This window comes from Microbispora sp. NBC_01389, from assembly GCF_045040095.1.
Lineage (GTDB): Bacteria > Actinomycetota > Actinomycetes > Streptosporangiales > Streptosporangiaceae > Microbispora.
Genome location: NZ_CP109552.1, coordinates 522,288 through 543,478, shown reverse-complemented (window position 1 = coordinate 543,478; position 21,191 = coordinate 522,288). Strand labels below are relative to the sequence as shown.

Genomic DNA, 21,191 nt, shown 5'->3' with positions numbered 1-21,191 from the left:
GGGGCCCCGAGATGACTGAGATTCTGGTTCTCGTCGACCACGTCGACGGCGACGTCAAGAAGGTCACCTTCGAGCTGCTGACCCTGGCCCGGTCGCTGGGCACGCCGGCCGCGGTGTGGGCCGGCCCCGGCTACTCGGACGCGGCCAAGGCCAGGCTCGCCGAGTACGGCGCGGAGAAGATCTATATCGCGGACGCCGGCGAGATCGGCGACTACGTGGCGGCGCCCAAGGCCGAGGTGCTCGCGCACCTGGTGGCCGAGCGTTCCCCGGCCGCGGTCTTCCTCGCGGCGACCGGTGAGGGCAAGGAGGTCGCGGGCCGGCTCGCGATCAAGACGGACTCCGGAGTGATCTCCGACGCGGTGGGCGTCGGTGAGGGCTTCGTCGCCGAGCAGTCGATCTTCGGCGGCGGCGTCAACGTCCGCAGCCGGGTGACCCGGGGCCTTCCGATCATCACCGTACGGCCGAACAGCACCGCTCCCGTCGCCGCGGCCGGCGCCGGCGCCGAGGAGAAGATCGAGGTCGCCCTGTCGGACGCCGCCCGGGCCGCCCGGATCGTCGAGCGGGTAGTGCAGGAGAAGGGCGGCCGGCCCGAGCTGACCGAGGCCGCGATCGTGGTCTCCGGCGGCCGGGGTGTGGGCTCGGGCGAGAACTTCGCGATCATCGAGAGGCTCGCCGACTCCCTCGGCGCGGCGGTCGGCGCGTCGCGCGCCGCCACCGACGCCGGGTGGTACCCGCACCAGTTCCAGGTCGGCCAGACCGGCAAGACGGTGTCGCCGCAGCTCTACATCGCGGCGGGCATCTCCGGCGCGATCCAGCATCGGGCCGGCATGCAGACCTCGAAGACGATCGTGGTGATCAACAAGGACGCCGAGGCGCCGCTCTTCGAGGTCGCCGACTACGGCGTGGTGGGCGACCTGTTCCAGATCGTCCCGCAGCTCACCGAGGAGATCGAGAAGCGTAAGTAGCACCCCGGATCGGAAGCGGCGCCGCGCCTGACGCGGCGCCGCTTCCGGCGTTCATGGGGTTGTATGGAGGCGGCGCGGCGATCTCGCGCGAAATCCTCCTCCGGCGCCTGGCAATCTGTCTTATACATACGTATGATATAGACAGACGACCAGATTCGAGGGGATGGTTCGATGCCAAGCGGGATCAAGATGCTCATCCGTAGTTCGGCCGGCACGGCGGTGCTCGCCGCGACGGTGGCCGCGCTCGGGAAACTGCGCACCACGCACCTCATCACGGTCACGCGGCAGACCACGGCCGAGCCGGAGCACATCTGGCCCCTGTGGGCCGACGTTCCCGCGCGCGTCCGCTGGGACGACGGGCTGGACTGGATCCGCCTCGACGGGGGGCCGTTCGCCCTCGGCGCCACCGGCCGCGTCAAGCTGAAGGGCCAGTCGGCCGTCCGCTTCGAGATCATCGAGTGCGAGCCCATGCGCAGGTACACCGACCGGTTCTTCCTGCCCGGGGGCACCGCCATGGACTGGGAGCACTCCATCGAGGAACGTGGCGACGGCACGCGGGACGTGACCTTCAAGGTCGTCGTGAAGGGGCCGACCGCGCTCCTGCTGACCCCCATCATGAAGAAGATCCTGGGCGGCGCGCTGCCCGAGACCGTGGACCGGCTCGTAGCCCTCGCCGAGGAGGCCGCCAAGGCCGGCCGGGGGTGATCCCCAGCCGGGCTCCCAGCCGGATCTTCGGGCGATGCGGGCGTCAGGCGGCCAGCGGCAGGCGGGGTTGCTCGCCTCCGTCGCGGGTGGACGCCCGCAGCGGGACGATCTCCGTACGGGACACGGGCAGCAGCCGCCCCGCCGCGACGATGACGACGCCGAGGACGACAGCCACGCCCATGGCCAGCCGCAGCGACGCCGCGGCGGACAGGAAACCGATCACGACCGGCCCGAGCAGCAGCCCCGCGTAGCCCATCGCGCTCGCCTGCGCGATCGCGGGGCCCGGCTCGGCCGTCGCGGTGCCGGCGAGCGACAGCGCCATCGGCGAGATCGTCGCCACTGCGAGCCCGACGAAGAACAGCCCGGCCACGGCCGCCGCCGTCACCGGCGCGGCGATGACGGCGAGGAACGCCAGGGCCGTGGCCCCGCCGGACAGGGCGATCAGCGCGCGGGCGCCGAGGCGGCCGCGCAGCCGGTCGCCGCCGAGCCGCGCGACCAGCATGCCGGCCTCGAACACCGGATAGCCGAATGCCGCGACCGCCTCGGAGGCGTGCAGCGTGCCGAGCAGGTAGAGCCCGTTCCAGTCGGCGACGACGCCCTCGACCATGAACGCGGCGAACGTGATCGCGCCGAGCAGGTAGACGACCCCCGGCAGTCTCCGCCGGGCCCGGCCGCTCTCCCGCGCGGCGCCCGTCTCCGGCGCGCGGTCGGGCAGGTGCGTACGGCTGAGAGCGAGCGCCGCGGGCGCCGAGACCAGGGCCACCAGGAGGAAGTGGGTGGTGAGGGGCAGGCCCAGCGCGATGGCGGCCGTGCCCAGCAGGCCCGCCGAGATCGCGCCGACGCACCAGCCCGCGTGCATGCCGATCATGATCGGCCGGCCGTACGCGCGCTCGACCAGGGAGCCCTGCGCGTTCATGCCGACGTCGACCGCGCCGAACGCCATGCCGAACAGCGCGGTCGCGGCGACCAGCGCCGGAAAGGACGGCGCGAGCGCGACGAGGACCAGTGATGCCGCGCACAGGGGTACGGCCGCGCGGAGGACGCCGTGGCTCCCGGCTCTGCCCAGCACGAAGCGCATGATCTGCATGGTCAGCAGCGCGCCGACTCCCCAGCCGAGCAGGGCGAGGCCGACCGACGACTCCGGGAGGCGGAGCCGGTCGGCCAGCGCGGGGAGGCGCACGGTGAACGTTCCGCACATCAGGCCGGCCAGGACGAAGGTGAGGACTGCCCCATAACGGGCCTTCCTCAAAGCGCGGGTCATCACAGCTTCCTTTCCATGTGTGTCAAGTGGGTTTCCGAACCCGGAGAAGTGGGCAGACAGCAGCAGGTCGCCCTTTCGCGGCGTCAGCCGGAAGGAAGGGCGACCACCAGTCGCGCGTACGGCTCGGTGTAGTGGGCACGGTCCGCGCCCGGCGCGGACGTCTCGCAGAAGGTGACACAGCGGCGTGTCGTAGGGGCGTGTCGCAGGGGCGTGTCACAGAAGGCGCTGCGGCGGCGCCTGTGGGAAGAGCCCGATGACCCCTACAACAGGGCGAGCAGCCTGGCGCGGACGACGGCGAAGTCGATGATCGCCGAACAGTGGGTGGCGACCTCCCAGACGCCCTCGCAGGCCAGCCGTACGATCTGGGACGCGGGTGGGTCGGGCTCGTCGTCCATGCCCTGCCGCATCCAGCGGGCCATCGCCTCACGCAGCGGCGCGAGCAGCGCGGGATCACCGGCCGCGCCGGTCACCACCGCCCAGCGTCTCAGCCGTCCGGTCTCCACCGCCTCGAACGTCGCGGCGACGTAGGAGCGCGTGTAGGTGCTCTCCCCCTGTGCCTCGATCAACGCGTCGAAGTCGGCGATCAGGCGCTCGATCATGCCTTTGACGAGCGCTTCCTTGGTGGCGAAGTGATAGAGGAGGCCACCCTTGCTGACGCCGGCGCGCTCGGCCACCGCCGCCAGGGTGAGGGCCTGGGCGCCCTGGTCCTGCAGCAGGGCCTCGGCCGCGTCGAGCAACTCGTCCCGCCTCATGCCACCCTCCCTCATGCCGCCTACTGTACCGTCTGGACGGTTAACCCGCGACACCGTTCCGATGTTCCCCGCCTCCCCGGATACGCTTGGTGCGCACGAAAGGCGTTCAGGGGAGGGGTCATGGGATCTGCGTACTTGGACCATGCCTCGACCACCCCGATGCGGCCCGAGGCCATCGAGGCGATGACGGCCCAGCTTGGTCAGGTGGGAAACCCCTCCTCCCTGCACGCGGCGGGCCGCCGCGCCCGCCGGGTCGTCGAGGAGTCGCGCGAGACGATCGCCGGCGCGCTCGGCGCCCGGCCCAGCGAGGTCGTGTTCACGGCCGGTGGCACGGAGGCCGACAACCTCGCCATCAAGGGCCTGTTCTGGGCGAGGAAGCGACCGCGGATCCTGGTCAGCGCGATCGAGCACCACGCCGCCCTCGATCCCGCCCACTGGCTGGGCGACAACCACGGCGCCCGGGTCGAGTTACTCCGGGTCGACGAGCAGGGCCGGGTCCACCCCGAGACGCTGCGCGAGGCCATCGACCGTGACCCGGACGACGTCGCGCTGGTGAGCGTCATGTGGGCCAACAACGAGGTGGGCACCGTGCAGCCGGCGCGCGTGCTGGCCGCCATCGCGCACGAGCACGGCATCCCGTTCCACACCGACGCGGTGCAGGCGGTCGGCCAGCTTCCGGTCTCGTTCGCCGACTCGGGTGTGGACGCCATGACCGTCTCCGGCCACAAGGTCGGTGGACCCGTGGGCGTCGGGGCGCTGCTGCTGGCGCGCGGCGTCGATCCCGTCCCCGTCCTGCACGGCGGCGGGCAGGAACGCGACATCCGCTCCGGCACGCTCGACGCCCCGGCCATCGCCGGGTTCGCCGCGGCCGTCGAGGCGGCCGTCGCGCGGCAGCCCGCGGCCGCGGAACGCCTGTCGGCGCTCCGCGACGACCTCGTCGAGCGCGTACGGCGTGCGGTGCCGGACGTCGTGCTGAACGGCGACCCGGCCGACCGGCTGCCGGCCAACGCCCACTTCTCGTTCCCCGGCTGCGAGGGCGACGCCCTGCTCATGCTGCTCGACGCCAAGGGCGTGGAGTGCTCCACGGGCTCGGCCTGCTCGGCCGGGGTGGCCCAGCCGTCCCACGTGCTGATGGCGATGGGTCAGGACGGCGTGCGCGCCCGCGGTTCGCTGCGCTTCTCGCTCGGCCACACGTCCACGGAGGAGGACGTCGACCGGGTCGTCGAGGTCATCGGACAGGTCGTCGAGCGCGCCCGCCGCGCCGGTCTGTCGTGATGCCCGTCGGCTTCGGCCTCTAGCGGGCCGTCAGGCGCAGCAGCGCCCGTTGCAGGCGGAGGAGCATCCGCGTGCGCCGCGACGAGCGCAGCCGCGCCAGCCGGTCCCGGAGCCGGTCAGCCAGCTCGACCAGCAGGTCCTCGTCCGCGAAGCGCTCGATCTCGGGGAACATCTGCCGTTCCTCGTCCAGGTGGGCGTGCGACTCCAGCGCGTCGTGCATCACTCCGAGCTCCCGGTCGAACCGCCCGGACCGCGGGTCGGCGCGCACCAGCGCCGCGAGCTGGTCGCTGAGCTGGCGGTGCTCGGACCAGGCGGCCGCGATGCCCGGGGTGACGTCCCGCATCGCCGGATAGAAGACGTCCTCCTCGATCATCTCGTGCATCCGCAGCTCGTCGAACAGCTCGTCGGCGAGCGCGCGCCGCCGTCCGGGCTGGGCGCGCGGCGTCTCCAGCAGGCGCCGCATGAGCCCGCGCAGCACCTCGTGGTGCTCCACGAGCACCCGCGTCGCCTTCTCGCGCTCCGGCCGGGCCGGCGCCTCCCGCACCTCGGTGAGCACCTGCGGTCTTCTCCTCATGGCCGCACCTCCTGCTGGTGGACCAGGGCGCTGCCGGGCGGCGCGGTGACCACCGTGGGCGCCCGGCGCACCTCGATCCACCCGTCCCGTACGCGGGTCTGGAAGCACGGCGCGGGTGTGACGGCCGGGCCGTTCAGGCTCGCTCCGCCGTCCAGCTCGAACGCCGAGCCGTGCCAGGGACAGGTGATGGAGCCGTCGCGGAGCCAGCCCTGGGACAGCGGACCGCCCAAGTGCGGGCAGGCGTCCTCCAGGGCGTGGATGCGGCCGCCGGTGCGGACCAGGACGACCTCCACGCCGCCCGCCCGCGCCCGGTGCGGCCTGCCGTCGGTCAGGTCGCGCTCGGCCAGCACCCGGGTGAAACGGCGTGGTTCGAGCCGCCGGTCCGTCTGGTCGACCCCGATCCGGTGGTTGTAGGTGAGCGCGCCGCCCAGGTAGCCGCTGACCATGATCAGGGGATAGCCGAGCAGGGCGGCGAGCACGCCGCGCAGGTGGCGTTCCCGGCCTCGCTGCCACCACGACCAGCCGTACAGGCCGAGGGCGAGCGCGTTGAGCGCGCCGTGGACCAGCCCGACCCGGCGCGCGTTGTCATGCGTGTGCTGCCAGTCGTGCAGACCGGTGACGGCCGCGGCCACCGCCCCGGCGAGACCGACTCCCACGGCCGTCCGCGCGGCCCGCCTCCGTCCGGTGAGGTCCAGGACCAGCGCCGTCGTCCACGAGCCGATCGGGAGGTCGGTGAGAAACGGATGAACGGGGTGTCCCAGCCAGACGCCGTGCAGGAGGCCGCGGGCGCGGCCCCTGGTGACCCCGAGGAGGTTCTCCGTGAACGCGAGACCCTGTTCGAGCCGGTGACCCGGCCGGTCGAGGCGGCCGTCGCCCTCGATCGCGTCCAGCATCCGGTCCAGTGCGCGATGAGCCATGTCCGATCCCAATCCCGTCGCCGGATCGGCCCCGCGGGCTGCGGGAACGGGCGGAACGCGGGCGCTCGCCCGCGCGTCGGTCTATCGCGGCGTGCCCGTCCCGTATGTCATGAAACGCGCTGAATATCTGGTTCAGGTCAGGAGCTGGTTCAGCTCGGGAAGGGGTTTCAGGTCAGGAAGGGGGCGACCGCGCTCCAGGAGGGATCCTCGGCCGTCTCGACCCGGGCGGGTCCCTCCTTCCAGCCGGCCGCGACCTCCTCGATCACCGGCGGCACGTCCGCGGCGCGGTCGGCGTAGAGGTGCAGCGTCCGGGCGCGGTCGGCGCTCAGGTGGGCCGCCAGCACGGCGGACCCGTCCGCGGCCAGCCGTCCGGTCAGCCGCTCCTCGAACCCGCGCAGCGCGTCCAGTGAGGCCCCGGCGGGCTGCCCGTCCGCGTCGGCGTGCTCGTACGGCAGCGTGACGGCGATGTGCTGGTCGAACAGCGGGAAGTCGACCGGGCGCAGGGGATAGCGGGCCGCGGCGGTGAGGCGGCCGCCGGTGGCGGTGTGGCCCTCCAGCAGCGCCCACTGCTCCTCCGCGAACCCCTCCGCCACGTCGGCGACGACCGAGGGCAGGTGGACCGCCGGGAGGGCGTCGATCGGCTCGAACTCGGCGGCCTGGATCTCGCCGACCCAGCGGGCCACCTCGTCCTCGCCCAGCAGCCAGTCGAGGGCGGTGAAGGTCGCCTCCGTCCGGGCTTCCTCATCGATATCCGGAAATATGGGGTGAAAGGCGGTGACGTCCACGCGTGGCGTGCCGGGCGGCACGCGCAGCGCCACCACCAGCCGGTCGAGCCCGAACTCCCGCCCGCCGACGTCGAACGTGATGCTTTCGGCCTGCGCGTTCGCCTGCCGGGAGGGGTGGAACTCCCACATCGCGTCGACCGGCGGCGCGGCCAGGGCCCAGCGATGGGCGAACGGCCGCAGCTCCGGATCAGCCGACGCGCTGACGACCAGGGCGTGCACGGCGAGACGCCCGGGCACGACCTCCCAGACGAGGGACGGGTGCAGCGCGGCGACGGCCGGCCCGATGGTCTCGGCCAGGGCCTCGGGATCCTCCGCCTCGACGTGCGCGTCGATCCCCGCACGGGCCCGTTCCCACCAGGCCCAGAACGCGGCGATGGCCTCGGCGGGGTCGGCGGCACCGCTCTCGCGGGGGCCGGCGGATTCGCTCTCGCGCCCGAACAGTCGCATGACCCCGCATCCTCCCAGCCCGCCCGCCCCGATGCCAACGCGGGCGCGCGCCCGCGCCGGCATCGGGGCGGTAACCTCGAACTGTTATGGCTCCCACAGCAAAGCCCACGGGAAATTCCACGGGAAGGCTCCGCGTCCTCGCCGCCATGTCCGGCGGGGTCGACTCCGCGGTGGCCGCCGCCCGGATCGCCGAGGCCGGGCACGACGTGACCGGCGTCCATCTGGCGCTGTCGTCCAACCCGCAGTCCTACCGCACCGGCGCGCGCGGCTGCTGCACCCTGGAGGACGCCCGCGACGCGCGCCGCGCCGCCGATGTCATCGGCATCCCCTTCTACGTGTGGGACATGGCCGAACGGTTCCACCGCGACGTGGTCGAGGACTTCGTCGGCGAGTACGCCGCCGGGCGCACCCCCAACCCCTGCCTGCGGTGCAACGAGAAGATCAAGTTCGAGGCGGTGCTCGACCGGGCGCTCGCGCTCGGCTTCGACGCCGTCGCCACCGGCCACCACGCGCGGCTGGAGGACGGCGTGCTGCGCCGCAGCGTCGACGACGCCAAGGACCAGTCGTACGTGCTGGGCGTGCTCACCCGCGAGCAGCTCGCGCACGCGATCTTCCCGCTGGGCGGCTCGACCAAGGCCGAGGTGCGCGAGGAGGCCGCGCGGCGCGGGCTGACCGTGGCCGACAAGCCGGACAGCCACGACATCTGCTTCATCGCCGACGGCGACACCCGGGCCTTCCTCGCCGAGCGACTCGGCGCGGCCGAGGGGCCGATCGTCGACGCGCTCACCGGCCAGGTGGTCGGCAGCCACCAGGGGGCGTACGGCTTCACGATCGGGCAGCGCAAGGGCCTGCGCGTCGACCGGCCCGCCGCCGACGGCAGGCCGCGCTACGTGCTGTCGATCGAGCCGGTGTCCAACACGGTCACCGTGGGCCCGCGCGCCTCGCTGGAGGTGCGCGCCGTCGTGGGCGAGCGGCCGGTGTGGAACGGGCCGCTCCCGGAGCCGTACGAGCCGATCACCTGCATGGTGCAGCTACGCGCGCACGGCGAGGTGTACGGCTGCCGCGCCCAGCTGTCCGGCGGTGAGCTGCACATCGAGCTGGACCATCCGGCCACCGGCGTCGCGGCGGGCCAGGGGGCCGTCCTCTACGACGGGGACGCCGTCCTCGGCTCCGCCACGATCGCCTCGGCCGGCTGAGGTCAGACCAGGTCAGACCTCCACGCTCTCCCCGGGCGGGATGCGGCGGAAGTCGCCCTTCTGCCGGCCGGCCTCCATGCCGAGCCAGTTGTCGATCAGCGTCGCGCCGATGTCGTTGACCAGGCCGTCATGGGTCGAGTAGGCCCGCGCGGGACGGACGTACCGCAGGTAGAGGAGCGTCTCGGCCGCCTTGAGCCACGGCGCGTTGGTCGGCACCAGCAGCGTCGGGACCTCGCGTCCCGGCGGCGTGAGGGCGTCGCCGGGGTAGAACACCTCGTCGTCCACGAAGAAGCCGATGTTCTGCACCGGCGGGACGTCGGGCAGGTTGAGCGCGTGCCACTCGCCGACCGCGCTGACGTGGAAGCCCGCCGTGTCGAAGTCGTCCCCGTGGGTGACGACCTGGACCTTCGCCGGGATCTCGCCGAGCTGGTCGGCGACGGCCTGGCAGGTGAAGACCTCCAGGTCGGGGCTCGCGTTCGCGAGCAGGCCCGCGTCCACGTGGTCGAAGTGCTCGTGGGTGATCAGCACCGCGTCCGCGCCGTCCAGGAGCCCCGGACCGCTGAACGTGCCAGGGTCGATGACGAGCGTCCGCCCGTCCTTCTCCAGCCGCCAGCACGCGTGACCGAGTTTGGTGAGTTTCATATCTCTAAGCTAGTGACCGTGAGCGAGTATCCGTGGAGCGAGGCCGCGGCCACCGGGGTGGGGTCCTACCCGGGCGAGGACCATCTTGAGGCGTTGCGCACCGCGTTCGGCGAGCTGCCCATGCCCTATCTGCCCGAGTTGCCCGCCCGGGGAGTCGGCGCGGACATGATCGGCCGTACGGCGTCGCTGCTGGTCGAGCTGCCCGTCGAGGTGCAGCCGTCCGGCTGGCGGCTCTCCGACCGGCCGGGCCGGGATTTCAAGCGGGCCAGGGACCACCTCGCCCGAGACCTCGACGGCCTGGAGGAGGCGGCCCAGGGCTACCGGGGTCCGTTCAAGATCCAGGCGTGTGGCCCGTGGACGCTCGCCGGGGCGATCGAGCTCAGGTACGGCGACAAGGTGCTCGCCGACGCCGGAGCCGTACGCGACCTGACCGAGTCGCTGGCCGAGGGACTGGCGCAGCACGTGGCGGAGGTCCGGCGGCGGGTCCCGGGAGCGGACCTCGTCGTCCAGATCGACGAGCCGGGGCTGCCCGGCGTGCTTGCGGGCACGGTGCCGACCGCGTCCGGCTTCGGGCGGCTCGCCGCCGTCGAGTCGCCCGTCGCGGCCGAGCGGCTGAGAACGGTGCTGTCCGCGCTCGCGCCCGCGTTCCCGGTCGTCCACTGCTGCGCGCCGGGCGTGCCGTACGAGGTCATCCGTACGGCGGGCGCGCGCGGCGTCTCGGTGGACGCGCGGCTGCTGCGGCGCAGGGACGAGGACGAACTGGGCGAGACGATCGAGAAGGGCCTCGCGCTGCTGCTCGGCGTCGTGCCCGGGACGGACGCCCGGCTGGCGGACGTCGGCGTGGTGGCCCGGCCGGCGGTGGAGTTGTGGCGGCGCCTCGGCTTCCCGCCCGCCCGGCTCGCCGAGCAGGTCGTGCTCACCCCCGCCTGCGGGCTGGCCGGGGCCTCGCCCGCGTACGCCAGGGCGGCGCTGGCCCGGTGCCGGGAGGCGGCCCGGGTCCTGCGCGAGGACCCCGGCGAGTAAAGGAGGGGCGAGTCAGGGGGGCGCTGTACAGGGGGCGCGGGGTGATCCAAGCGATCTCCCAGCCCGTTCCCAAGTGATTCACAAGCCCCGGGGCCTATCTCTTGACGTGCTGGAGGGCTGAGCTCTCGGGCCGGTCCCCCTCCATCCACCCTGACCGGCCCGAGTAGACCGGACAAAAAGGAATGAAAGTGGGCTGCAAGCGGTCTACCGTAATTCTCGATCGCTCCTGAAACGAGGGGCCGCGCGGTCTGGAGCGGCCTCCTCGCGGAGCGGTCCGGCGGGAGCCGTTCCTCGTCCTCGGCGCGGCTCCCGCCCCCGTCCTTCGCGTTCTGTCGGTCCCCGGGGATACGGTTGGCCTGGGTCGTTGACGAGGGGAGACGGGCGACGTGACCGACAGGGCTGGCGGGCTCGACGACATCGTGGACGAGTCCGTGGACGGGTTCGGGGAAGCGACAGGCGAGCCCGCCGAGAGCGGGCAGGCGCAGAGCGCGGTGAGCGCGGCGAATGCACAGAGCGCGGTGAGCGCGGCAAAGGCGCAGAGCGCGCCGAGCGAGGCGCGGGAGCGGCACGCCGAGTTGTCGGAGTCGCTTCAGGACGCCAACTGGCGCTACTACGTGCTCGACTCGCCCATGGTGAGCGACGCCGAGTACGACGGCTGGATGCGGGAGATCCTCGCGCTGGAGGAGAGGCATCCGGACCTGCGGACGCCCGACTCGCCCACGCAGAACGTGGGGGCGCCGATCTCCACGGAGTTCGCCCCCGTCACCCATCTCCAGCGCATGGAGAGCCTCGACAACGCCTTCGACGACGCCGACCTCGCCGCCTGGCAGGCCAGGGCCGAACGGCTCATCGAGGCCGACCCCGGGCCCTACCTGTGCGAGCTCAAGATCGACGGCCTGGCCGTGGCGCTCGTGTACGAGAAGGGCCGCCTGGTGCGCGGCGCGACCCGGGGCGACGGGCGCACCGGCGACGACATCACCCCGAACGTCCGCACGCTCGGCGACGTGCCCCACCGGCTGACCGGGGACGACGTGCCCGACCTGCTGGAGGTCCGCGGCGAGGTCTTCCTGCCGGTCGAGGGCTTCAAGAAGCTCAACGAGCAGCTCATGGACGCGGGCAGGCCGCCGTTCGCCAACCCGCGCAACTCGGCCGCGGGCTCGCTGCGGCAGAAGGACCCGCGCGTCACCGCGCAGCGGCCGCTGCGGATGATCGTCCACGGCGTGGGCAAGTGGGAGGGCGGCGGACCGCTGCCCGGCACCCAGTCGGCGGTCTACGAGCGGTTGCGAGACCTCGGCCTCCCGGTCAGCGACCGCTACAGGGTCGTGGAGAGTCTCGACGAGATCCGCGGGTTCGTCGCCCACTACGACGAGCACCGGCACGATCCCGAATACGAGATCGACGGGGTGGTCGTCAAGATCGACCGGATTCCCGTGCAGCGGCAGCTCGGTTCGACCAGCAGGGCGCCTCGGTGGGCGATCGCGTTCAAGTACCCGCCCGAGGAGGTCACCACGAAGCTCCTCGACATCCAGGTCGGTGTGGGCAGGACGGGCCGGGTCACGCCGTTCGGCGTGATGAAGCCGGTGGTGGTGGCGGGGTCGACCGTGGAGCGCGCGACACTGCACAACGCGTCGGAGGTGGCGCGCAAGGGCGTGCTCATCGGCGACACCGTGGTGCTGCGCAAGGCGGGCGACGTCATCCCCGAGATCGTCGGTCCGGTCGTGGACCTGCGGCAGGGTGGCGAGCGGGAGTTCGTCATGCCCACGCACTGCCCGGAGTGCGGCACCGAGCTGGCCTACGAGCGGGAGGGCGACGCCGACCTGCGCTGCCCGAACGCCCGCTCCTGCCCCGCGCAGCTCCGTGAGCGGATCTTCTTCGCGGCCGGGCGCAACGCGTTCGACATCGACGGGCTGGGCTACGTCGCCGCGACCGCGCTGACCCAGCCGCTGCCGCCGCAGGAGCCGCCGGTCCGCACCGAGGCCGATCTGTTCGACCTGACGATCGACAAGCTGCTGCCGATCAGATCGGTGGTCCGCGACGCCGACACGGGCCTGCCCAAGACCGATCCGGAGACCGGCGAGCCGAAGGTGGTCTCGTTCTTCGCCAACATGTCCGGCGAGCCGAGCAAGCACGCGGAGCTGATCCTCCAGCAACTCGAGGAGAAGAAGGACCAGGCGCTGTGGCGGGTGATCGTGGCGCTGACGATCCGGCACATCGGGCCGCCGACGGCCCGCGCGCTGGCGAGCGAGTTCCGCTCGATCGACGCCATCGCCAAGGCCTCGGAGGAGGAACTCGCGGCGGTCGAGGGCATCGGCCCGAGGGTCGCCGCCGCGATCAAGGAATGGTTCGAGGTTGACTGGCATCAGGAGATCATCGACAAATGGCGGGCAGCCGGAGTCCGGATGGCCGACGAGTCGGCGGCCGACGAGGGGCCGCGCCCCCTTGAGGGAATGACCTTCGTCGTCACCGGCACGCTCGCGGACTTCAGCCGCGACGAGGCGAGCGAGGCCATCTCCGGCCAGGGGGGCAAGGTCACCTCGTCGGTCTCAAAGAAGACCAGCTTCCTGGTGGTGGGGGACAACCCCGGCTCGAAGTACGACAAGGCGGTCAAGGCCGGCGTTCCCATCCTCAACGAGGAGGGCTTCCACACGCTTCTCCGCGAGGGCCCCGATGCCGCCCGCGCCGTCGCCGTCACCCCCGAGGAGTAACCCCGCGGAACGCCTCCGTGCCCATAGTGCTCGCACCCGGAGTCGCCGCGAATCAGATCAGCGTGACGCGAGGCGTACGGCTGCCGAGACGGCCCTGCCCATCACGGCCAGGCGGCCAGTAGGTCCTCGGGACCCCAGTGCGCGGCGAGCGGCAGGTTGCCGTCCACACCCGACCGGGAGACGGCCACCAGCGGAGTCTTCGTGTCGGCGCCGGGGACGGCGAGCATGTCGCGCACCAGGCTCTCGTACTCGTGCCGCCCGAACGACGCGTTCTCCAGCCACTTGATCGAGCCGATGAAGTGGACGTGCCGCGCGACCGGATCGCGGTCCGCCCCGACGAGATCGATCTCAGGGTTGTTCTGACGGTTCCACCAGCCTCCGACGGCCTCGGTCTCGGGCCACCGGTCGTCCGGCAACAGCCGCAGCAGCGCCTCCCGGACGACAGGCTCGACGGCGCGGCCACGCCAGGAGGTCCAGGAGCGTTCGACGGAGGCCAGGACCTGCTCCCCCCGGCCGCGCTCGACCAGCGGAATGCCCCGGTCCAGGAAGGCGAGCCAGAACCGCAGATACGGATCGGCGATGCGATAGCGCTTGTTCTTCGTGTCCGGCTTGACTGACAGGGGAGCGTCGACGGCCAGCACCCGCTTGCCGACGAGGGTGGACAGCAGCGGGGAGAGCGTGCCGGAGGCCAGCGGAGCCGCGCCGCCCGCCTCGGTGGCGATGGCGGAGAACGTGCGCTCTCCGCTGCCCACCGCCGACAGGACCGCACGAGAGTGGGAAGTCTCGGGAAACTCGCCCAGCAACGACAGCTCGCCGGCCATCAGCAGCGCGGACAGCGGATTGGCCAGCGACTCCCGCAGGTAGTCGACGCGGCTCATGCCTGGCCGCCATGACTGGACCACCTCCGGGAAACCACCGGTGACAAGGTAGGCGTCGATGGCCTCGGCGGCGTTCAGACCGGTCATCACGGCGACGTCCGCGGGATGGAGCGGCTGGACGGTCATCTTCACTGCGCGGCCGAAGAAGGGGCGGCCGTAGGACTGCAGTGCCTCCATCACCGACAGGTCGCTGCCGACCAGGACGAGCAGCACCGGCTTCGCGGACAGATGCCGATCCCAGGCCGTCTGCAACGCCCCTTCGAACTCGCGGTCCTGCTCCACCAGCCACGGCACCTCGTCGATGACCGCGATGCTCGGCCTGTCGTCGGGCACGGCCAGGGCCAAGGTGCGAAGTGCCTGATTCCAGTCACCCGCCTGCACTCCGGCGACCAGTTCCGCACCAGGCAAGGCGGACTGTCCCAGCATGCCGACGAAGTCGGCGCGCTCCGTCACCGGATTGCGCCCCCTGGTGGCCTGGAAGACCACGTACGGCACCCCGGAGCGGTCGCAGAACTCCTGAACCAGCCGCGACTTTCCCACCCGGCGGCGGCCCATCATGATCACCGCGCGTCCGCGGGTGCCGCCCTGCCCTTCCGCCACCTGTCGTAGCTGCCCATTGAGCAGCTCAAGATCCCCAGCTCGGCCCTTGAAGTCCACTCATCGCCCCGCACATACGTAGAACCAATCTAACGTAGATGCGATCTTACATTAATCGGCCCGGGTATCTCCTGAGCCGGTGTCGCGAACCAGCAAGCCAAGCGCCCCGGTCCTGTGCGGATCGGGGCGCGCCGTCGCCCGGCGGCTGCCTGAGGGAGCCGACGTCAGCAGTTGACCAACTGCGCCATCGCGTTCTTGGTCTCGCTCGCGATGTCGAGGCCCATCGAGAGCTGGTCGAATACCGCTTTCAGCAGTCCCAGGTTCCGGATCGCCTGGCCTTCGACGGGAGCGCCCGAACAAAGTCGTGCGTTGATGGCGAGAGCCGCCATGATCTGCTTGTCAGTGAACGCTTGATCGAGCAGGCGAGTGAAGTCTTCACCCTGACCTTCCTGGATCTTCTGCGCCTCGGCGGCGTCGACGTGGGCATACACCCACACGTTGCCTTCCATGGCGTGGCCTTCGAGGCAGTCGAACACGAAGAGCTTGTGGTCCTGCCTGAGTAGGCCGGCGGTAGGCATGTTGAGACGATCGAAGACCTCGATCATCTCCGAATCGAGGGTAGGCAGCCAGGGACGCTCTCCAATACCCAGCTTGATCAGATCGCTCACAGGATGCCTTCCTTCCAGCTTGTCGACTCGAAGCAGGCGTCGAACCTGTCCCTCTCATCATTGGTCCACAGCCGGTCATCGTCTACCAGTGCTACGGAGACATGCCCCGGTATACGTCTCGTTGGACTGGCCCATACCCGAAAACCGGCAGCTCGCAGCTTGCCGACCAGCGCATAGCGTACGCCTTCTCCCGGGATCGCTCCTTGAGCGCGTCGGTGGTTCGCCATCGCTGCTTCGTCTGGCGTCATCTTGCCCCTGAGGAGTGAGAGCTCCTGTGGAACTTCGTGGGCCGAGGGGCTCTGTTTGAACGGCGTACCTCCGATCGGCTTGTGGATCGTTCCGTACTGTGTAACCCAGTCCTCATCGCTGAGGTTGTCATTCATCTGTTCGCCTGCGGGCTCGTTTGACGATCAGGAGTTGATGGGGGCGCTCGACTCGATGAGGTTGTCGTAGGCGAGGGCGGCCATGTAGGCCCTGTCGGCGAAGAGCCCGTCGAGCAGGCGGATGAGGGCGTCACCCGCGGCGTTCTGGAGGCGGCTGACCTCGATCGCGTCGACCTGGGTGTAGGCCCAGAAGCTGATCCTCGACCCGCGGCCGTCGATGCAGTCGAAAACGTAGAGCCTGCCGTCCTGTTCGATCAGTCCCGCGGTGGGCGGGTCACACTCCTCGTAGATCTCGACCACCCGGGTGTCGGGAGTGGGCCGCCAGGGGCGCTCTCCGATCTGCAACCGGATCGGGTCACTCCCTCGCCGGCTGAAGGGGCGCAACTCGACCACTATGCCGTCGATCGCGTCGTGCCGGCTTGCCTGCTCGTCGCAGAGGGCCTCGTCACCCATGAACACCTACTGGGGGAGTAGTGACGGTCGTTTGCATAGACATCCTAAACGCTTCGCTGTCCACTGGTCACCTAGTGTGATTACCAGTGGGTAAAGAGGCCGTCAGCAGGGCCGTATCAGGGAGAATGCGGGCGTGCGCGACTTCGTCATCGTCCGCAATCCAGACCCCGGCTCCCGCCTGCCGTACTTGATCCGGCTGCCGCTGGCGGCAGCCGACGTGGTACTGCGCGCCGGCGGGACCTGGCCACGGGAGAAGGCGATCTACTGCTACCCGGCGGACGAGAGCGAGTGGCCCGCAGACCCGGAGGTGATCGAGCGGGTGCCGGTCCGTCAGTGCGTACGGCGTGGCGCGGCGATCGACCTGGTCCTCGATCGGGGCCGGGAGAACCGTTCCCAGATCGTCCACACCACCGCACGAGGGCGGGATGCGATCTTCTGGCAGACGGCCCGCGTACGCAAACAGGCCCGCCCGGGCGTCAGCACCCCGACCGCGCGGGCCTCGGGCATCGCCGCCCTGCCGATCGTGGTCGACACCGGGGAACGGTACGGCTACCGCTTCGCCCGGCAGCAGGTCCAGATTGACAGGCGCCGCCTGCCCGCTGGTGACTACGCGGTCGAGCGGGACGGGCGCGTCTGGGCCGCCGTCGAGCGCAAGAGCCTGCCCGACCTGGTCGGCAGCCTGCTCAACTCGCGGCTGAAATACCAGCTCACCGAGTTGGCCGCGCTGCCGCGCGCCGCCGTGGTGGTCGAGGACCGCTATTCACAGACACCTCTGAAGCCGACAGCACGTCGTACGAGCCTGCCGCGAGGAAGGGGAGCGAGGCCGGTGGGCCAACCACGGCCGATGTCCGGCGCTGGGCCCGCGACAACGGCTTCGATGTCTCCGATCGCGGCAGGCTACGCCCCGAGATCCGGCTCGCCTTGATGGGAACGGGCAGGGCGCGGCGACGGGGCCTGGAGCAGGTCGAGGTGGTTGAGTAACGAGCCCCATGGCAGAAGAAGTTCGTGCCCGGCGTCCCCACGATCGTGCGCATCGGCGTCACGGACCCCGCGACCGGCCGCCCCGTCGACGACGTCGTACGCAGCCACGCGTCCCGGCCCTGCCGTATGTCCCCGTCGCATATGCCCCGTCGCATGTGCCTGCACGCCACGCTGAGCCGGCAGTGCGGCGTCGCCGAGTGTCTTCGCCCGGCTCGGTGTCGGCCCTCACACCCCGCGCCCCTACACCCGCAATCGGGTGCTGGTTCGGGGGTTGCGGTAGGTGAAGGCCCAGCGGTCGTCTCCGATCTTTCGGGGGGTGTAGCGGGTGGGGTGGCGGTAGCGGTCGCGGTTGTGGAACTGGCAGGCCGGCCCTAGCAGGTTGAGGTCGGTCAGCCCGCCGCTGCACCAGTTGTCGGCGTGGTCGACTTGGCACATGGTGGCGGGTAGCGGGCAGCCGTCGACCCAGCAGGTGGCGTAGCGGGCGTAGATGGCCCGGCGCTGGGCCGGGGTGGCCAACCTGACCTTGCGGCCCATGTCCAGGACCTGCCCGGCGGCGTCCATGACGATCCTCACCAGGGTGCTGGTGCGGGCGAGGCGGTGCACGCTGGAGACGGGCAGCAGGTGCCCGGTCGCCAGGATCAGCCCCGGCAACCCCTGCAACCACACCCCCGGCGGGATGTTTTCGCCTCCCGCCCACGGCGGGCCATCGGCTCCCACCCCCGGCCACGCCTCACCTCCCGGCCGGGACTCACCTCCCGGCCGGGACTCACCTCCCGGCCAGGCCCCGCCGCCGTGGTCCGCGCCCGGCGGAGCGTCGGGGGCCGCCCACGGCATGCCGTGCGGTGCCTGGCTGGGCGTAAAGGCATGCCGGTAGTCCCCCGCCTCGCCATCACCAGCAAGACAGCCGCCGCCGCAGCGGCCCCCGGGACAGCCCCCACTGGGGCCGTCCTCGCTGTGAGTGCCAGGGGCGTCGTCACGGTCAGATGGGGGACCAGAGGCCTCCGCCTGCTGCGCACCTGTGCGCCGCGCCCGCATGTCCGCCCCGCCGACGCGACCCTGCCAGGTATCACCGCCCTCACTGCCCTCATCGGCCTCACCAGTCCCGCCAACGCTGTCAAGGTCGGCGGGCTCGGCAGAGTCGGCGGGGTCGGGGCACCTGGCCTCAGGGGCCGAGTCGGAGTGTGGCCAGACATCGTCCGGGCCGCCCGTGGCCGGAGCGGAGGAATGATCGTCGCCGCAGGCGGGAGCATCCGTGACAGGGTCCTGGCCGATGGGCGCGTCAGCCCAGTGCTCGGCGCCCCGCATCGGCGTGTCGTTCCCGACCCGGTCACCGCCGCACTCGGGTATGCCGCTCTCACGGCGCCCCCGGTCACGCCTCGCAGCATCACCGGAGCGGGGTTCGCCGCCGGGAGCAGTCTCGGAGTGCCCAGGGCCCGGGCGCTCGTCGTCGGGGTCGGCGGCGGGCTGGTCGGCTGAGGGGTCTGTGCCTGCGGGGTCGTCTGCGGGGCCTGTGTCTGGAGGATCGTCGGGGAGAGATTCGGCGTTGACCAGCACCAGAAGCTCAGTCGCGATCTTGTTCTCCAGGAACGCGATCAACGCGTCCGCGTTCCGCACACTCAGCGTACGGTCATCACCCTCGGCCTTGGGCTTGGCGTAGACGTCCAGCATGTGCCGCAACCGCGCGGCCGCCTCCACCGGCAGGTAGAACTCCCCCTCCAGCCCGCCGCCCCTCCGCCGGCGCACCCGGAAGAACCGGCGATCGAAATCCGCCTGCTCGTCCTTCTCATGCCCGTCGGGGTCCAGCACCGCCCGCAGATACCGCCCCGCCTTCGCCACCTCCGCCGCACCCGCCGAGTTCGCCAACTCCAGCAGAATCCGCTCAGCGGTGGTGGCCTGGTCGTCGGTCAACCCGGAAGTGGCGGTGCAGATCGCCTCCACGACCCCCTCGGGCAAACTGCCCTCAGCGAACCGCTCACGCACCTGCGGCAGACGATCCAGCTCCGTGCTCATCGTCACCAACCGGCCCGCTCCCGCAGGGGTCATCCCCCCGGCAGACCGCAGCCACAACTTGGTGGACGCATGGCCGTGGTTCTTCGCCTCCCCGGCCCGGTGGACACGACCCACCCGGGCCGCCAGCGCCGACGTGATCCGATCACGGACCGCAAGCAACTCCTCCGCCTCGGCCAGACACACACCCGCGTCCCCGGGCACCGGCACCAACGCCACCACCCGAGCCGCCTCGACAACAGCCGCCACCACCACCCACGACGGCGACCCCGAGCCGGAAGCACCACTGCAAGCACCGCCGAAAGCATCTCCGGACGCGCCCTTGGCATCCCGAATCCGGCCTGCATCGTCGACCCGGCCTGCATCCCCCTGGCCAGTGTCAGAGGTGCCGTCGGACGCAGCACCGGAATCGCCACCGGAATCGCCACCGGAATCGCCACCGGACGTCTTGACGGGAGCGCCAGCGTGAGTGCCGCTGCCGGCATCCCCGGCACCAGGAGAAGCATCGCTCGCGGTCGCATCGTGGGTGGATCCAGCACCGGACGCGGTATCACCACGAATCGTGGATGGACGAGCAGATCCGGGCGACTTCGCCGAGTCGTCGAACCGGCGAGCGCGCTTCCGCGCATCGGGATCGACAATCGGTACATATTCGCGGGCGAGCGAATCCTCGGAAGACCAAAGGGGTGAGTTAGCGGTGAGCCGATCCCACCAGTCGTCATCACCGTTCGAACAAGGGGGGCACTGAGGATCAATGTCGAACAGATCCATCACCCCTCCTCAAGCGATTCGAAAACCTGTATTAATTCTTCCACACCGGTCGGCGACGAACACCCCCGCGCCGGGAATAGTTGGGGCCACAGCGCGGTCCCGCGCAGAGAGCATTTCAGCTGGTAGTAAGCGGGTTCCGCCTGCCAGCGTTCGGCGTACCCGGCGGCGATCTGATCAGCGGGGGCCACCTCGATATCCAGCAGGGTGGTCAGCAGCCGCAACCGGCTGGTACTCGTCTTTCCCGATCGCTCCTCGGCGACCAGGTCGAATTCGACCAGCCGGGCGGTCGTGTCGGGCAACCGAGGCAGTCTCAGGTCACCGTGCTGCCTGCGCCGCCGGTACACCATGCCATCGGACTCACGCAGCCGTACCAGGTAGGACCCATCGCCCAGCCGCCGCATGATCTTCCCTGGGACCGATTTCTTCCCGTTCTTGACCCGCCAGATCAGCTGTGCACCGGTCGCGGAAAAGGCGATCCGGCGGGCCATGGAGAAGAAGTTACGATCGGCCAGGTTCAGCATGCCAGGCCCGAGCGCGCCGGCCAGCCGGTCACACAGCACCTGCTCGGCCACCAGATAGGAATCTCGTTCGCCCGGCGGCCGCGGGCCCGGCAGTTGGGCCATGGTCCGGGCCGGCACGCTGTCGTATCCCTCGTCCTGAGCACAGCCAGGTTGAGCAGGGTGGCGGCGACGACCTCGCCAGTCAGCGTCCGCCGGCGCCGTCGGCATACCCCGACCGATGCAGGTGCCTATCGTCACCATCTGTGGGCGCAGCACCTGACCCCGCACGGGGTGCCGAATCGGCTACTGACCGCCTACCAGCGTCAGCACGCGCTCCGCGCCGTACTCATCGCGTTGCTCCTGAGTACCCGATCTGCCCGCGTCGCGCTGCGCGCCCTACGCTGCCGTTTCACGACCACGTGAACTTGCCCCCTTGACAGGCAAGGGCGTCGGACCCGCCATCGCGATGGGTCCGATCCGCTCAGCGGTCAGATGTCGAACTCGCCGCCCTTCACCCCGGCGACGAAGGCGCTCCACTCGCCCGGTGTGAAGGCCAGGGCGGGACCCGAGCGGTCCTCGCTGTCCCGTACGGCTACCAGCCCCGGCACGTTCGTCGCCACCTCGACACAGTTGTCGTTGGTGCCTCCCGAGTAAGTGGACTTGCGGAACTCGGCGCTGGACAGGTCCGGGAGCTCAGTCATGGTGT

General features: G+C 71.0%; 20 protein-coding genes and 1 pseudogene. 8 read left to right on the top strand and 13 right to left on the bottom strand.

The features are described 5' to 3' along the window. The first annotated feature begins 11 nt into the window (after positions 1–11). Together OG344_RS02570 and OG344_RS02565 are read left to right on the top strand one after the other, a co-directional pair. Positions 12–965, top strand: coding sequence for an electron transfer flavoprotein subunit alpha/FixB family protein (locus tag OG344_RS02570; RefSeq protein WP_405086806.1), 954 nt, complete (start codon positions 12–14; stop codon positions 963–965). A gap of 171 nt (positions 966–1,136) precedes the next feature. Next, complete coding sequence (locus OG344_RS02565) at positions 1,137–1,670, top strand: SRPBCC family protein (RefSeq protein WP_405086805.1); 534 nt, start codon at positions 1,137–1,139, stop codon at positions 1,668–1,670. A gap of 43 nt (positions 1,671–1,713) precedes the next feature. On the opposite strand, the gene OG344_RS02560 is transcribed toward OG344_RS02565, so the two are convergent. Further along, positions 1,714–2,931, bottom strand: a complete 1,218-nt coding sequence (locus OG344_RS02560; protein ID WP_405086804.1) for an MFS transporter — start codon at positions 2,929–2,931, stop codon at positions 1,714–1,716. Positions 2,932–3,191: 260 nt separating this feature from the next. Beyond that, positions 3,192–3,683: a TetR/AcrR family transcriptional regulator gene (locus tag OG344_RS02555; protein WP_405086803.1), complete on the bottom strand. Its 492-nt coding sequence runs from the start codon at positions 3,681–3,683 to the stop codon at positions 3,192–3,194. Positions 3,684–3,803: 120 nt separating this feature from the next. On the opposite strand from OG344_RS02555, the gene OG344_RS02550 reads away from it, so the two are divergent. Further along, positions 3,804–4,958 carry a cysteine desulfurase family protein gene (locus OG344_RS02550; RefSeq protein WP_405086802.1) on the top strand — a complete coding sequence of 385 codons (1,155 nt, stop codon included), beginning with the start codon at positions 3,804–3,806 and terminating at the stop codon, positions 4,956–4,958. 19 nt (positions 4,959–4,977) lie between these two features. On the opposite strand, the gene OG344_RS02545 is transcribed toward OG344_RS02550, so the two are convergent. From OG344_RS02545 to OG344_RS02535, 3 genes are all read right to left on the bottom strand, one after another. Then, positions 4,978–5,532: a hemerythrin domain-containing protein gene (locus OG344_RS02545; protein WP_405086801.1), complete on the bottom strand. Its 555-nt coding sequence runs from the start codon at positions 5,530–5,532 to the stop codon at positions 4,978–4,980. Then, on the bottom strand, positions 5,529–6,449 hold the full coding sequence (locus OG344_RS02540) for a Rieske 2Fe-2S domain-containing protein (protein ID WP_405086800.1): 921 nt from the start codon (positions 6,447–6,449) through the stop codon (positions 5,529–5,531). Before OG344_RS02540 ends, OG344_RS02545 begins: the two co-directional genes overlap by 4 nt. Before the next feature lie 167 nt (positions 6,450–6,616). After that, on the bottom strand, positions 6,617–7,681 hold the full coding sequence (locus OG344_RS02535; protein WP_405086799.1) for a DUF695 domain-containing protein: 1,065 nt from the start codon (positions 7,679–7,681) through the stop codon (positions 6,617–6,619). Positions 7,682–7,767: 86 nt separating this feature from the next. Between OG344_RS02535 and mnmA the strand changes: the two genes are divergently transcribed. Next, the gene (gene mnmA, locus OG344_RS02530; protein ID WP_405086797.1) at positions 7,768–8,877 is read left to right on the top strand and encodes a tRNA 2-thiouridine(34) synthase MnmA; all 1,110 of its coding nucleotides are present in this window, start codon (positions 7,768–7,770) and stop codon (positions 8,875–8,877) included. Positions 8,878–8,889: 12 nt separating this feature from the next. Here the strand turns inward: mnmA and OG344_RS02525 are convergent, their stop codons facing one another. Beyond that, entirely contained in the window at positions 8,890–9,519 is a 630-nt protein-coding gene (locus OG344_RS02525) for an MBL fold metallo-hydrolase (protein WP_405086796.1), read from the bottom strand. A gap of 18 nt (positions 9,520–9,537) precedes the next feature. Between OG344_RS02525 and OG344_RS02520 the strand changes: the two genes are divergently transcribed. After that, entirely contained in the window at positions 9,538–10,542 is a 1,005-nt protein-coding gene (locus OG344_RS02520) for a methionine synthase (protein WP_405086795.1), read from the top strand. A 518-nt stretch (positions 10,543–11,060) separates the two neighbouring features. Next, positions 11,061–13,247 (top strand): NAD-dependent DNA ligase LigA, encoded by a 2,187-nt coding sequence (gene ligA / locus OG344_RS02515; protein WP_405089036.1) that lies wholly within the window; start codon positions 11,061–11,063, stop codon positions 13,245–13,247. Positions 13,248–13,348: 101 nt separating this feature from the next. On the opposite strand, the gene OG344_RS02510 is transcribed toward ligA, so the two are convergent. The 4 genes from OG344_RS02510 to OG344_RS02495 all read right to left on the bottom strand — a co-directional run bounded on the left by OG344_RS02510 (position 13,349) and on the right by OG344_RS02495 (position 16,226). After that, positions 13,349–14,725, bottom strand: a complete 1,377-nt coding sequence (locus tag OG344_RS02510; RefSeq protein WP_405086794.1) for an ATP-binding protein — start codon at positions 14,723–14,725, stop codon at positions 13,349–13,351. A 221-nt stretch (positions 14,726–14,946) separates the two neighbouring features. Beyond that, positions 14,947–15,390, bottom strand: coding sequence for a hypothetical protein (locus OG344_RS02505; RefSeq protein WP_405086793.1), 444 nt, complete (start codon positions 15,388–15,390; stop codon positions 14,947–14,949). Further along, positions 15,387–15,773: a hypothetical protein gene (locus OG344_RS02500; protein ID WP_405086792.1), complete on the bottom strand. Its 387-nt coding sequence runs from the start codon at positions 15,771–15,773 to the stop codon at positions 15,387–15,389. The genes OG344_RS02505 and OG344_RS02500 overlap by 4 nt, the downstream gene beginning before the upstream one ends. A 27-nt stretch (positions 15,774–15,800) precedes the next feature. After that, on the bottom strand, positions 15,801–16,226 hold the full coding sequence (locus OG344_RS02495; RefSeq protein ID WP_405086791.1) for a hypothetical protein: 426 nt from the start codon (positions 16,224–16,226) through the stop codon (positions 15,801–15,803). A 133-nt stretch (positions 16,227–16,359) separates the two neighbouring features. On the opposite strand from OG344_RS02495, the pseudogene OG344_RS02490 reads away from it, so the two are divergent. Together OG344_RS02490 and OG344_RS02485 are read left to right on the top strand one after the other, a co-directional pair. Further along, a pseudogene (locus OG344_RS02490) lies at positions 16,360–16,977 on the top strand (ERCC4 domain-containing protein); the annotation flags it as partial. Continuing rightward, on the top strand, positions 16,860–17,207 hold the full coding sequence (locus OG344_RS02485; protein WP_405089035.1) for a histone-like nucleoid-structuring protein Lsr2: 348 nt from the start codon (positions 16,860–16,862) through the stop codon (positions 17,205–17,207). The pseudogene OG344_RS02490 and the gene OG344_RS02485, both read left to right, overlap by 118 nt. A gap of 240 nt (positions 17,208–17,447) precedes the next feature. Here OG344_RS02485 and OG344_RS02480 read toward each other — a convergent pair whose 3' ends face one another. The 3 genes from OG344_RS02480 to OG344_RS02470 form a co-directional block, all read right to left on the bottom strand. Next, positions 17,448–19,436: a DUF222 domain-containing protein gene (locus tag OG344_RS02480; RefSeq protein ID WP_405086790.1), complete on the bottom strand. Its 1,989-nt coding sequence runs from the start codon at positions 19,434–19,436 to the stop codon at positions 17,448–17,450. Positions 19,437–19,984: 548 nt separating this feature from the next. Further along, complete coding sequence (locus OG344_RS02475; RefSeq protein ID WP_405086789.1) at positions 19,985–20,608, bottom strand: hypothetical protein; 624 nt, start codon at positions 20,606–20,608, stop codon at positions 19,985–19,987. 365 nt (positions 20,609–20,973) lie between these two features. Continuing rightward, positions 20,974–21,186 (bottom strand): DUF397 domain-containing protein, encoded by a 213-nt coding sequence (locus OG344_RS02470; RefSeq protein ID WP_405086788.1) that lies wholly within the window; start codon positions 21,184–21,186, stop codon positions 20,974–20,976. Positions 21,187–21,191 lie beyond the last annotated feature (5 nt).

Excerpts from the sequence above, each read along its gene's own strand:
- OG344_RS02570 (WP_405086806.1), top strand. The coding sequence starts at position 12 with ATGACTGAGATTCTGGTTCTCGTCGACCACGTCGACGGCGACGTCAAG.
- OG344_RS02565 (WP_405086805.1), top strand. The coding sequence starts at position 1,137 with ATGCCAAGCGGGATCAAGATGCTCATCCGTAGTTCGGCCGGCACGGCG.
- OG344_RS02560 (WP_405086804.1), bottom strand. The coding sequence starts at position 2,931 with ATGACCCGCGCTTTGAGGAAGGCCCGTTATGGGGCAGTCCTCACCTTC.
- OG344_RS02555 (WP_405086803.1), bottom strand. The coding sequence starts at position 3,683 with ATGAGGCGGGACGAGTTGCTCGACGCGGCCGAGGCCCTGCTGCAGGAC.
- OG344_RS02550 (WP_405086802.1), top strand. The coding sequence starts at position 3,804 with ATGGGATCTGCGTACTTGGACCATGCCTCGACCACCCCGATGCGGCCC.
- OG344_RS02545 (WP_405086801.1), bottom strand. The coding sequence starts at position 5,532 with ATGAGGAGAAGACCGCAGGTGCTCACCGAGGTGCGGGAGGCGCCGGCC.
- OG344_RS02540 (WP_405086800.1), bottom strand. The coding sequence starts at position 6,449 with ATGGCTCATCGCGCACTGGACCGGATGCTGGACGCGATCGAGGGCGAC.
- OG344_RS02535 (WP_405086799.1), bottom strand. The coding sequence starts at position 7,681 with ATGCGACTGTTCGGGCGCGAGAGCGAATCCGCCGGCCCCCGCGAGAGC.
- mnmA (WP_405086797.1), top strand. The coding sequence starts at position 7,768 with ATGGCTCCCACAGCAAAGCCCACGGGAAATTCCACGGGAAGGCTCCGC.
- OG344_RS02525 (WP_405086796.1), bottom strand. The coding sequence starts at position 9,519 with ATGAAACTCACCAAACTCGGTCACGCGTGCTGGCGGCTGGAGAAGGAC.
- OG344_RS02500 (WP_405086792.1), bottom strand. The coding sequence starts at position 15,773 with ATGAATGACAACCTCAGCGATGAGGACTGGGTTACACAGTACGGAACG.
- OG344_RS02495 (WP_405086791.1), bottom strand. The coding sequence starts at position 16,226 with ATGGGTGACGAGGCCCTCTGCGACGAGCAGGCAAGCCGGCACGACGCG.
- OG344_RS02475 (WP_405086789.1), bottom strand. The coding sequence starts at position 20,608 with ATGGCCCAACTGCCGGGCCCGCGGCCGCCGGGCGAACGAGATTCCTAT.
- OG344_RS02470 (WP_405086788.1), bottom strand. The coding sequence starts at position 21,186 with ATGACTGAGCTCCCGGACCTGTCCAGCGCCGAGTTCCGCAAGTCCACT.